This window comes from bacterium (assembly GCA_018830565.1).
In the GTDB taxonomy this organism is placed as follows: Bacteria; UBA9089; JAHJRX01; order JAHJRX01; family JAHJRX01; genus JAHJRX01.
This window is the reverse complement of record JAHJRX010000075.1, coordinates 16,709-29,066: the sequence shown is the minus strand read 5'-3', so window position 1 is coordinate 29,066 and position 12,358 is coordinate 16,709. Positions and strand designations below refer to the sequence as shown.

The 12,358-nt window shown below is 34.1% G+C and carries 12 protein-coding genes; 1 reads left to right on the top strand and 11 read right to left on the bottom strand.

Annotated features, from left to right (window positions below; genetic code table 11):
- Positions 1-299 (top strand): hypothetical protein (locus KJ849_07255; GenBank protein ID MBU2600356.1); only part of this gene is annotated, 299 nt, incomplete at its 5' end.
- Positions 300-562: 263 nt separating this feature from the next.
- On the opposite strand, the gene uvrB is transcribed toward KJ849_07255, so the two are convergent.
- From uvrB to KJ849_07200, 11 genes are all read right to left on the bottom strand, one after another.
- Entirely contained in the window at positions 563-2,545 is a 1,983-nt protein-coding gene (gene uvrB / locus KJ849_07250; protein MBU2600355.1) for an excinuclease ABC subunit UvrB, read from the bottom strand.
- Between the two features lie 6 nt (positions 2,546-2,551).
- Complete coding sequence (locus KJ849_07245; GenBank protein ID MBU2600354.1) at positions 2,552-3,184, bottom strand: MBL fold metallo-hydrolase; 633 nt, start codon at positions 3,182-3,184, stop codon at positions 2,552-2,554.
- Between the two features lie 150 nt (positions 3,185-3,334).
- A complete protein-coding gene (locus tag KJ849_07240; protein ID MBU2600353.1) occupies positions 3,335-4,624 on the bottom strand; it encodes an NCS2 family permease in 1,290 nt (429 codons plus the stop codon).
- 10 nt (positions 4,625-4,634) lie between these two features.
- Positions 4,635-5,150, bottom strand: a complete 516-nt coding sequence (locus KJ849_07235) for a hypothetical protein (protein ID MBU2600352.1) — start codon at positions 5,148-5,150, stop codon at positions 4,635-4,637.
- The gene (locus KJ849_07230; GenBank protein ID MBU2600351.1) at positions 5,137-6,123 is read right to left on the bottom strand and encodes a flippase-like domain-containing protein; all 987 of its coding nucleotides are present in this window, start codon (positions 6,121-6,123) and stop codon (positions 5,137-5,139) included. Before KJ849_07230 ends, KJ849_07235 begins: the two co-directional genes overlap by 14 nt.
- Positions 6,120-7,226 (bottom strand): DegT/DnrJ/EryC1/StrS family aminotransferase, encoded by a 1,107-nt coding sequence (locus KJ849_07225; protein MBU2600350.1) that lies wholly within the window; start codon positions 7,224-7,226, stop codon positions 6,120-6,122. The genes KJ849_07230 and KJ849_07225 overlap by 4 nt, the downstream gene beginning before the upstream one ends.
- Positions 7,227-7,266: 40 nt before the next feature.
- Positions 7,267-8,289 carry a Gfo/Idh/MocA family oxidoreductase gene (locus KJ849_07220; GenBank protein MBU2600349.1) on the bottom strand — a complete coding sequence of 341 codons (1,023 nt, stop codon included), beginning with the start codon at positions 8,287-8,289 and terminating at the stop codon, positions 7,267-7,269.
- A 129-nt stretch (positions 8,290-8,418) separates the two neighbouring features.
- Positions 8,419-9,702 carry a phosphopyruvate hydratase gene (gene eno / locus KJ849_07215; protein ID MBU2600348.1) on the bottom strand — a complete coding sequence of 428 codons (1,284 nt, stop codon included), beginning with the start codon at positions 9,700-9,702 and terminating at the stop codon, positions 8,419-8,421.
- Entirely contained in the window at positions 9,695-11,287 is a 1,593-nt protein-coding gene (locus tag KJ849_07210) for a tetratricopeptide repeat protein (protein MBU2600347.1), read from the bottom strand. The genes eno and KJ849_07210 overlap by 8 nt, the downstream gene beginning before the upstream one ends.
- A 69-nt stretch (positions 11,288-11,356) precedes the next feature.
- On the bottom strand, positions 11,357-11,743 hold the full coding sequence (locus KJ849_07205) for an ATP synthase subunit I (GenBank protein MBU2600346.1): 387 nt from the start codon (positions 11,741-11,743) through the stop codon (positions 11,357-11,359).
- Positions 11,744-11,785: 42 nt separating this feature from the next.
- A complete protein-coding gene (locus KJ849_07200) occupies positions 11,786-12,238 on the bottom strand; it encodes a V-type ATP synthase subunit K (protein ID MBU2600345.1) in 453 nt (150 codons plus the stop codon).
- Between the last annotated feature and the right edge of the window lie 120 nt (positions 12,239-12,358).

The following is a 12,358-nucleotide window of genomic DNA, read 5'->3' as shown; positions in this document are numbered from 1 at the left end:
TAGGAGCATTAAAATCAGCTATTGCTATCTACTATGGGGATAACGAAGGAGTTTATCCCTATCGATTAGATAAGAATAGCTATACCGTGAGGGGTGTAGTTATTCCAGCTTTTATTCCTAAGTATATGGAAGATATTCCTGATGTAAAATTAAGAAGAGATGTCTCTCATGCAAACACTGACGCTGTCCATTATAGCTATGCTGATAGTGGCGGTTGGTGGTATAATCCTACCGATGGTAAGATCAAGATTGATTGTGGTCATAAAGACTTAAAAGGTGTCCAATACTACAATTATTAATTTAAGTAAGAAAATCGGAAGTGATTAAAAGAGGCTGCTTAAGGCAGCCTCTTTTTTGTGTTTAAACAAATTGAACAAAATAAGGTTCATTCATCATTAGGATGTAAGCTATAAAGTTTGTCCATTTAAAATGAGAAAGAGCCGAATATAGTAGTTATTAACGAAAACTAGACATAGGAAATAATACCGAGTAATAAAAGATAAACTCGTTGGCACTCAATTAATTTGCTCTATGTCAAATTTTCGTATAATAAGTGCTGTAATTATAATTTTATAGTAGTTGATGCTTCTTTGCCAGTTTTTTCTAAGCAATAAATTTCATCCCTTATTTCGGCTGCTTTTTCAAACTCTAATTGATTAGCTAATTGATACATCTCTTTGTATAAATACTTAAGGGTCTTTTTTAAATCTCCTTGAAATTTTATTTTAGTCTTTTCTCTTTTTATATCGGGAAGAAGCTGGGGAAAGGTTTCCGTAATAGGTTTAGAAATGGTGGTAGGGGTGATATGATGTTCTTTATTATAAGATTGTTGGATCAGACGTCTTCTTTTGGTTTCTTCAATAGTCTTTTTCATAGAAGAAGTAATGGTCTTAGCATACATTATTACGGTGCCATTGATATGCCTGGCTGCTCGGCCGCATAATTGAATAAGAGAACGTTCACTTCTTAAAAAACCTTCTTTATCAGCGTCTAAGATAGCTATTAACGAGACTTCAGGTAAATCAAGACCTTCTCTAAGTAAATTTATTCCTACTAAAACATCAAAATTACCTAAACGTAATTCTTTTAAAATAGAGACTCTTTCTAATGTATTAATTTCACAGTGAAGATATCTTACCTTTAAATTAATTTTATCAAGATAAAATGACAGGTCTTCAGCCATCTTCTTAGTCAAGGTAATCACTAAAACTCTTTCCTTCTTTTCAATTCTTTTTTTAATCTCTTTTATTAAGTCTAAAACTTGGTTTTGAGTAGGCCTTACTATTATTTCGGGATCTAAAAGGCCAGTGGGTCGATTTATCTGCTCAATCATCAAAGGACATCTTTCCAACTCATAAGGACCGGGGGTAGCGCTAGTGAAGATGACTTTATTGATTAAATTTTCAAATTCATGAAATTTCAAGGGACGGTTATCTAAAGCAGAAGGAAGCCTAAAACCATATTCCACTAAGCACATTTTTCGAGAATAGTCTCCTTCGTACATACCTTTAATTTGAGGTATCGTTATATGGGATTCATCGATCACCAGAAGATAATCCTCAGGAAAATAGTCAAGTAAAGTGTATGTCCGTTCACCAGGAAAGCGGTCGCTTAAATGTCGAGAATAATTTTCTATTCCAGGGCAGTAGCTAGTTTCAGCTAAAAGCTCTAAATCATAGTTAGTTTTTACTTCTAATCGTTTAGCTTCTAATAATTTTCCTTGCTTAGATAATTCTTTGACCCTTTCTTCAAGTTCTTCTTTAATAGAAATAATAGCTTTTTTTAATTTTTGAGAAGAGGTAATAAAGTGTTTAGCTGGATAAAGAGTATATTTTTCTACTATGGAAATCAGTTGTTGATCCACGGGGTCAATAATCTTAAGAGATTCAATTTCATCTCCTAAAAATTCTACTCTTAAGCTTTCTTTGCTATAAGAGGAAAATATGTCGACTACATCTCCTCGAATTCTAAATTTGCCCCTACTAAACTCAAGGTCAGATCTTTCGTAATGAATAGCAATTAATTTTCGAAGAAAAGTTTCTCTGGGGATACTTTCTCCTTTTTTTAAAAATATGGTCGAGTCAAAGTAGTCTTGAGGAGAGCCTAAGTTATAGATAGCTGATACCGAAGCTATAATAATGACATCGTTTCTTTGGAGGAGGGATGAAGTAGCTGAAAGGCGCATTCGATCTATTTCTTCATTAATAGAACTATCTTTTTCAATATAGGTATCGGTTTGAGGAAGGTAAGCTTCGGGTTGGTAGTAATCATAAAAACTTACAAAGTATTCAACTTGGTTATGAGGAAATAAATTTTTAAATTCATTATATAACTGAGCAGCTAAAGTCTTGTTATGAGAGATGATTAAGGTTGGTTTGTTATAGAAAGCAATTATCTGGGCAATAGCGAAGGTCTTCCCCGATCCGGTAACCCCCAGTAAGGTTTGAAATCTTTGATGGTTTTGTAATCCCTTGATAAGAGCAGATATAGCTTGGGGTTGATCGCCTTTAGGTTGAAAAGGGGAGACCAGATTAAAATTGAGCATCGGTAATCATAGTATTTCTACCCTCAAACTACAAAGTTCTTTAAATTTTAGGGCGTCTCCTTTAGTGCCAACGATAGTACCATAGTGAATAGGAATAGCTATCTCTGGTTTGATAATACTTACCGCCTTAGCAGCTTCAAGGCTATCCATTGTATATGTTCCCCCAATTGGTAAAAGAGCGACCGTAATATTTTTTAACTTAGACATCTCTGGGATGCAATCTGTGTCTCCGGCATGATAGATCTTCTTTTGATTTAAGCTCATTATATATCCTACCCAATTATTCTTTAGGGGATGGAAGGGCTTATTTAAGTTATAAGAAGGAATAGTTAATATCTCTAAATTACCCATCTTATAGGTTTGATTTGGAACCACGGTAATTAGATTGTTTTGATTAATAAGGGAGAAAAGATCTTTTTTAGCATCTTCTGGGATGGCTACGAAGGTAGTAGATTTAGTTAATTTAGCTATATCCTGGGGACTATAATGGTCATAGTGGCTATGAGTAACTAAGATTAAGTCTGCTTTTTCTACTGGGTCTTTAAGGTGGTAAGGATCGATGTAGATAATTTTCTCGCTCTTTATCTTAACGCTGGCCTGTCCTAACCATTCTATGGTTAAACCATCGAGATTTAACATAGTAACCATTTCCTTCTTTAAAGATTATAGTAGTTATTAACGAAAACTAGACATAGGAAATAATGCCGAGCAATAAAAGATAAACTTGTTTGCCCTCAAATTAATTTGCTCTATGTCAAATTTTCATTAATAAGTGCTATATCAGGCAACTTAAGCACCTAAAAGGATAAACTTTAAGATAAATAAGAGTGATAGTAGATACACTAACCAATGAACAAAGCTACCTTCGCCACTAAAGAGCTTGATCAAGGTATAAGATATAAAACCAATAGCAAGTCCATTAGCAATACTGTAAGTAAGAGGCATGGTGATAATGGTGAGAAAAGCTGGAATGCCTTCTGAGGGATCATTCCAAAATATCTTGGAGACATTTTGCATCATCAAGCTCCCCACTAAGATTAAAGCAGGTGCAGTAGCTGCTTTTGGTATTATTTCAATTAAAGGAGAAAAGAAGATAGCCAGTAAAAAGAAGATAGCTACTACAACACTAACAAATCCAGTCCGGCCGCCTACCGCTACTCCTGAAGCGCTTTCAATATAAGTGGTGACCGTCGATGTTCCTAATAAAGAACCGATGATAGTTCCGGTGGCATCTGAAGTTAAAGCTTTATCACTTCGGGGTAAATCTCCATCTTTATAGAAATTACCTTGAGTTCCTACGCCAGCTAAAGTTCCAATATTGTCAAATAAATTTACAAATAAAAAGGTAAAGACTACATTTAAAAGGCCTAATTCAAGAGCCGAAGAGATATCGAGCTTAAGAAAAGTACTTTTCCAGTCAGGAATTCCTATCAAGGTAAAAGGAAAATGAGTAATACCTAAGCAAATAGCTACTCCTGTGGTCAAGAGAATTCCTAAAAAAATAGCTCCCTTTATTTGCCGAACAATAAGAGCGCAGGTTAAAAAAAGACCAAAGATAGCTAATAAGACTTCTTTATTAGCAAGGTCTCCTAAGGCTACATAAGTTTCAGCCCGAGGGACAATAATTTTAGCATACTGCAAACCAATGAAGGCGATGAATAAACCAATGCCCACTGAAGTAGCAAAAATAATTGATTCAGGAACGATTCTTAACATCAATGATCTTAATTTAGTGACCGTTAAGATTAGAAAACCAATTCCAGAAAAGAAGACTAAGCCCAAGGCTACTTCCCAACTAATACCCGTACTTTGGCAGACACAGACAAAGTAAGCATTAATTCCCATACCAGGAGCTAAGGCAAAAGGGTAATTGGCGTATAAACCCATAACTAAGGTGGCCAAAGCAGAAGAAAGACAAGTGGCAAATAATACCCCTTCTGCTGGCATTCCGGCATTACTTAAAATTACAGGATTAACAAAAATAATGTAAGCCATAGTCATAAAGGTAGTAATTCCAGCCATAATTTCTGTTGAGTAATTAGTCTGCATTTCTTCAAATTTAAAGTATCTCTTAATCATCCTCTTACCTCTACCTTAAAGATAACAAAAGGTCAATTTTATCTTCAATTTCTCTTAATTGCTTATTTCCTTCTTCAATCTTCTTATTAGATTCTACCAGACTATTAAAGAGAGTGGTTATTTTTTCTTTTAGTTGGTAAACTTGGTGAGCGTTTCTAATGGTTAGAAAAAGGAGAGCTGGTTTAAAAGGTTTTTCTATAAAAAGGTAAATTTCTTGATATAAAGGGTCAAAGAGAGAATCTTTCTCGTCTTTATTGGCTAAAATAATGATTGGACTGGCAGTGATCTTTTTAATGGTGGAGATAAAATTAAAAATAAAATTAGGTCTATTATTTAAGTTGATAAGAATACTACTATAGACAGTCTCCTTTAAAGTTTGGATGATCCGATCTTGGTCTTTTAAGTTAAATTCCTTGTATTTATACCCTTGGCTGGCCCAATAATTAACGGTGTCAATAATATAATCATCTTGGTTGCCATCAATGATAAGGAGTAAGTTTTGGTCAAGTAAATTACTGGTTGTCATTTTTATCTACTCTTCTAAAGGAACTAAAAGAGAGATTTTCTTTAATCATAAAGAAATAACCTATGAATATTATTGGTAAAAATTGGATCGCGTGAAGGATGATAGAAAAGCTTAAAGCTGTATCTTTATTTACTTGAAATAAAGCTAAAGAACTGACACAAGCAAATTGGAAAGTCCCTATAAAACCTGGGGCCGAGGGAAGCATTAAACTTATAGCAATGACTACGGTAACAAAGAAAGAAGTATAAAAAGGAAGATTTAAGTTAAATATTAAGAGTCCAAAATAGACAGAAGCACTAATTAAGAACCAGACTATTAAAGAATAAAGAAAAATAAGAATGAGGAGCTTGGGGCTCTTAAAAACAGCCAAGCCTAAAGTAAAGTGTTTAATTCTAATGAGTATTTTTTCTCTTTTTTGAAAAGAAATAAAGAAGAAGAGCTTATGAAATAGTCTTTCATAAAGACTAAAATAAGTGTTAATAAAAAAAAGGATTGCCAAGCAAAAGAAAAAAAAGATGATTAAGATAAACCCCGATTTTTTTATCCAAGGAGGAAAAGAAAAAAAAGTAATTAAGGTTATCATTAGCAATAAGAGAGTAGCAATATCAAATAATCTTTCTATGACAATAGTAGCAAAAGAAGCACTTTTGCTAATATTTTCTTTTTTTCCAATAAGGTAAGCTCGGACAAATTCTCCTGCTCGAGCAGGTAAGATGTCATTAACCATAAAACTTATCATGATGGTAGGAAAGGTAGATTTAACACTAATCTTTTTTAGGGGCTCAAGAAGATAGACCCAACGAATAGCTCTAAAGTAAAAGCTGATGATTATCGCCAGGACCGAAGGAATTAAGTAGTGATACTGAGCTTCTTTTAAAGAATTTCCTACTTGGGTAAGATTAGCTTTTCTTAAGATAAGATAGAGAAAAAGAGCAGTTATTAATATTCCTAACCAAATCTTAAGACTCTTCATTTGCTTAAAAATTCTTTAATAGTATTAACTACTTTTTCTATTTGCTGATAAGTAAGCTCTGGATGCATAGGAAGAGACAAGATTTCTTTGGAAGCCGTTTCACTGATTGGAAAGTTACCTTCTTGGTAGCCTAAAAATTGATAAGCTTTTTGAAGGTGGATAGGCAGAGGGTAATGAAGACCTGTCTCTATATTATTCTCTTTAAGATATTCCTGGAGTTTATCTCTGTTTTTCACTCTAATTACATAGAGATGGTAAACATGTTTGCAAGAATTTTTTTCTTTGGGAGTAATTACTTCTGGACAAGAAGATAGAAGTTGATGGTAGGTTTCTGCATTTTGGCGACGTCTTTGGGTCCATTGATCTAATCTTTTGAGTTTTACCCCTAATACTGCTCCTTGGATCCCTTCCATCCGATAGTTATAACCAATATACTGGTGGAAGTATTTCTGAGAAGAGCCATGGTCACGAAGTATCCTTATCTTGGTAGCTACTTCGGCGTCATTGGTGGTAACCATACCTCCTTCTCCATAGGCACCTAAATTTTTTCCAGGATAAAAGCTAAAAGCTGCCGCTTGGCCGATAGAGCCTACTCTTTGTCCTTTATCCTCTGCTCCATGGGCCTGGCAAGCATCTTCGATCACTACTAAGTTATATCTTTTGGCTAATTCCATAATAGGTTCCATATCGCAAGGTTGGCCATAAAGATGAACAGGAATAATAGCTTTAGTCTTACTGGTAATCTTTTCTTCAATCTTATCAGGATCCATATTATAAGTTTGAGGATTGATATCTACAAAGACAGGTCTAGCTCCAGCGTGAGAGATTCCTTCTGCTGTAGCGATAAAAGTATTAGGCACCGTGATGACCTCATCGCCTTGTCCAATATTGTAACCAAGTAAGGCTAAATGAAGAGCGGCTGTTCCAGAATTTAAAGCTACGGCATATTTAGCCCGGCAAAAATTAGCAAAACCTTCTTCAAAGGAAGCCACACTCTTTCCTAAGATATAAGCATTATTATCTAAAACTTCATTGATGGCTTGTAAGATTTCTTCTTTAATCTCTGAATATTGAGTCTTTAAATCAACAAATTGAACCTTCATAACTTTTTTCCTTTCTTTAACTATAAATTAGAACTATAAATTAGTTCCAGTCCAAGTCAATGCTTTTCCCATTGTTCTTAATTGATTTTTGAGTAGCTTCTAAGATAGTCACTACATTTAAACCATTTTGACCATCAGTCTTAGGTCTCTTTCCTTCTAAGATACATTCTACAAAATGAGAACATTCTATCTTTAATGGCTCTACCCCGGAAATCATGGGAATATAAATATCACCATAACGATAAGAGAGATGAAATTCTCCAAAACTATCATAAGGAGACTCAGAATCTACTCCCCGGTCGTAAATTCTAATCTTTTCTAAAGGGGTAATATCATTATAAACCAACATTTTTTTACTTCCTACGATGGTAGCTCTTCTGACTTTACAAGGGTCTAACCAGCTAAGATGGAGGAAAGCTGATAATCTCTCTGAAAATTCAAGTCTTACCATGGCTACATCTTCAATGCCTTCAATAACATGAGAGGTTCCAAAAGCAGAAAGGGAAATAGGACGTTTTTCTAAAACATACATTAAGATGGAAAGGTCATGAGGAGCTAAATCCCAAATGACATTAATATCACGTTGAAACAAGCCTAAATTTAAACGACTCATATCTACATAATATATCTCTCCTAATTCTCCACTATTAATAATTTCCTTAATCTTATTGACCGCTGGAGTATACTCAAAGGTATGCCCTACCATGACTACTCTTTTGTTTTCTTTAGCTAAACTTATCAGTTTTTTTGCTTGCAGGGTTGAAGAAGTGAAAGGTTTTTCTACAAAGAGATGTTTTTTACTTTTTAATACTTTTTCTCCTAACTCGTAATGTAAGGAGACATGAGTAGCAACAACGACCGCATCAATCTCTGGGTTATTAATAATCTCGTCAAATTTTTCAGTCACATTAATGGCAGGAAAAAGCTCTTTCATTTTAGTAAGGCGGCTTAGATCTTTATCGCAAGCAAAAATTTTGTTTACTTCTTTTACTTGATAAAAATTTCGGATTAAATTAGGTCCCCAATACCCACAACCTACAACGGCAATATTTACCTTAGGCATAAACCCTCCTATATATAGCTAACTTTAAAATTTAAAAGTAGTTTACCTTTCTAAAAACTTTAAAAAAATATACCAGAAAAATTAAGAATAAGCAAGATAATTATTTGGCAATTAAATCTTGCTAAAATTTTATCCTCTCCTAAAAGCATTCTTCCCGGCATAAATAGCACTATTTCCTAATTCTTCTTCAATGCGGAGAAGCTGATTATATTTGGCCATTCTATCGGTTCGACAAGTAGAACCTGTCTTAATCTGACCAGCGTTAACGGCTACGGCAACATCAGCAATAGAAGTATCTTCTGTCTCTCCGCTCCGATGAGAAATCATACAAGAAAAGCTGGCTTTTTTAGATAGATTAATAGTAGATAAAGCCTCACTTAGAGTCCCAATTTGATTTAACTTAATTAAGATGGAATTAGCTGCTTTAACTCTTATTCCGGCAGAAAGTCTTTTAGGATTAGTAACAAATAAGTCATCTCCTACTACTTGAACCTTATCCCCCAACTTACTATTTAAATTTGTCCATCCTTCCCAATCATCTTCTGATAAACCATCCTCAAGAGAGATGATAGGATATTTCTTGCATAAATAGTCATAATATTCAATCATCTCCTGGGTATCTCGTCTTTCACCTTCTCCCGTAAAATCATAAACTCCTTCTTCAGATAAGAGTTCGTTAGCAGCAATATCCAAGGCTAAGTAAATATCTTCACCTGCTTTGTATCCAGATCTTTCAATAGCTTTTATAATTATCTTTAAAGCTTCTTCGCTTGATTTTAAATTAGGAGCAAAACCACCTTCGTCCCCTACCATAGTAATTTCTCCTATTGATAAAAGTTCGGTCTTTAAATGATGAAACACCTCTGTCCCCCATCTTAAAGCTTCTCTAAAGCTTTTTGCCCCCAGTGGAACTATCATGAACTCTTGAATATCAATTAAGTTATTAGCATGTTTTCCACCATTTAAGATATTCATCAAAGGCACCGGAAGGAGATGAGCATTTACGCCACCTAAATAACGATAAAGAGGAAGTTTTAGATCATTGGCAGAAGCTTTGGCCACCGCTAAAGAAACTCCTAAGATAGCATTAGCCCCTAACTTAGACTTATTCTCAGTGCCATCAAGTTTTATCATCAGTTGATCTATGGTACATTGGTCTAAAGCTTCTTTTCCTTTTAATTCTAAGGCAATAATTTCATTTGCTGCTTTAACAGCATTTAAGACCCCTTTTCCCATGTAACGGTTTTTGTCTTTATCTCTTAGCTCCACTGCCTCATGCTTACCGGTGGAAGCGCCAGAAGGAACCGCCGCTCTTCCTATGACACCTGTTTCTAAAGTTACATCCACTTCCACGGTAGGATTTCCTCGAGAATCCAATATTTCTCGAGCCTGAATATTTAAGATCTTACTCACTGTTTTTTTCTCCTTTCTCTTTTTTTAAAATGTTTTCTAAATGGCTAATCTTTTCCCCTAATTCTTCCCTTTTGCTTCCAAATTTTTTTGCCTCTTGATATGCTTGGTAAGCTTTTTTAAACATATTCTTCTTTAGATAGGCATCACCTAAGTGTTCTAAGACAGTAGGGTCATCCTTGATCAAATGGTAAGCTTTTTCTAATTGTTCTAAGGCTTGATCATACTTCGACAATTTATAATAAACCCAACCTAAGCTATCGATAATATAGCCATTATTAGGCCTTAACTCAAGAGCTTTTTTAATTAATTCTAAGGACTCTTGGAGCTTAATACCTCTTTCGGCATAGATATATCCAATGTAATTATAGGCATCGGCAAAGGTTTTATCAAGCTCTATGGTTTTATAAAACATTTCTATGGCTTTTTCAAAGTTTCCTTCTTCGTTATAAATTACTCCTAATTGATAATAACTCATTTCACTGCTAGGATTTATTAAGATGGTCTTCTTAAAAAAATTCTCTGCTTCTGGGTAGTTTTTGAGATAAGTATAAAGGTAACCTAAAAAAAAACATAACTCATAGTTATCTTGATATTCATCCTTAATCTCCGATAAGATATCTATAGCTTCTTTATATTTATCTTGCTTGGCATAGACATACCCTAATTGTAAATAAGCAGAAAGATTATCTTTGTCCAACTTAATAACCTCTTTAAATTTATCAATCGCCAGGTTGTATTCTTTTTTTGCCTCATAAATGCTCCCTAAAATAAGTAAAACCTCCAGATCATTAGGGGTCTGTCTTAAGATCTCATTAAAATGATTCTCAGATGCTTTTAAGTTCTCTTTCTTTAAATAAATCTTAGCTAAGAGCTTTCTCATTGAGATATGATTAGGCTGGTCGTTGATTTTCTTTTCGTAAATCTTAGCTGCTTCGTCCATTAAATGGTGAGATTTAAATAATTCAAGCAATAAACAATCTAATTTTAAATCTTGTCCCGATAAAGATTTAGCCCTTTCAAAGATCTCAATAGCTTCTTCTACTTCTTTTAAATAAATATAAATCTCTCCTAAGATTATATAGGCTTCGATAAAAGAAGGATCTAGCTGAATTACTTTTTTAAGCTGAGTAATCGCCTCTGGATATTTTTTCTCATAACAATATAACTTTCCTAAAATAAGATGAGTTTCTAAATTATCTTCTTGCGCCGTGATCTTCTTTAAGACTTCTACCGATTGCTCTATCTGGTTTTGATCTAAGTAAATTTTAGCCGTGAGCAGTAAAGCTTTAACAGAATCTTGGTCAAGACCAGTTATCTTCTTTAGGTACTCTTTGGCTCTTTGGTAATCTTTCTTTTCATAATAAATATTAGCGATTCCTAACAAGGTATTAAGAGAGTTAGGATCGCATTCTTCTGCTTCTAAGTATTCCAATAAAGCTTTTTCTAATTCTCCCTTTTCTTCATGAATAACAGCCATAGCATAGTGAGTATAAGCAGTATTTTGACGTTTAATGCTTACTCGTTGGCTGGTACAACTTGCTATTAAAACTAGAAATAAGATTATTATTAAGTAAGTTTTATCCAAATCTTTACCTTTAAAGCCAAACTTTAAAAATTCAGTTGATAAATGATAGACAAAGATGAAAGCTTGACCTTACCATTTTAATTTCATTAGAGAATAATTCCAGAATATCGAAAACTTTACAAAGAATAAACTTGCCAAACAAGTATAAAAGTTAATATCTTGTCTTTTAAAAGTTACGAAAAGGACTAAGAAGATTAAGAGATATCTAGCCAGATACATTATGGTTAGAAATAATCTTGTCCTCAAACTGACTCTTTCTCTCTTAAATTTAAAGTTAAAAAACTTAGTGATACTCTTAGCCAATATTTGAAAATTAAGGATACTAAGTGAAGTCCCTATTAAAAAACCTAAGGCACTATCCCATCTTTTTAAAAAAAGAGAGACTATTATTCCTACGATCATTAAATTAAGAGAAGTAATGATAATCTTCCTTTTGGTTAAATGAAACTCCTCCATCTTTTATTTACTCTTTTGGTAACTACTCATAATATGATTATCTTAACCAGCAAGTTTTTCTATCAAACCAAGGGCAAAGGCCATCACAAAGAGAGCTACGGTTTCAATGATTCCCAAGACAATAATATAATTACCAAAACCTTTGCCGGTCTCACCCATAGCATTGCAGGCCACTGCGGCTGCTTTTCCCTGCATTAAGGCCGATGACCCTATGGCAAATCCACAAAATCCAATGCTCCAGAAATAACTTCCTTTAATCACCATCTCAGCCATCTTATTCATGATAATCATTCCGTAAATTGTCTGGGTTAAAGGAGCGCCTACAAAGGCAACCAACATAAAAGAAGCAGGTTTATTCTGACTAAAAGCTTTTTTCCATACCCCTACCGCGGCCATACCTGCAATGCCAGTACCCAGAGCCGAACCTATAGCCGAAAGAGATAATATCAGGGCTAACCCTAAATCTTTAAACTGAATTAATACGTCTGTGCTCATACCTTCCTCCTGTTTTCTATAGTATACTCAAATAAATTGAGATTGCAAAAAATGTTAAAGAAAACTATAGACCATAGACTATAAACTCAAGATCATAAAAGAAAGTTCTTGGTCTAATGC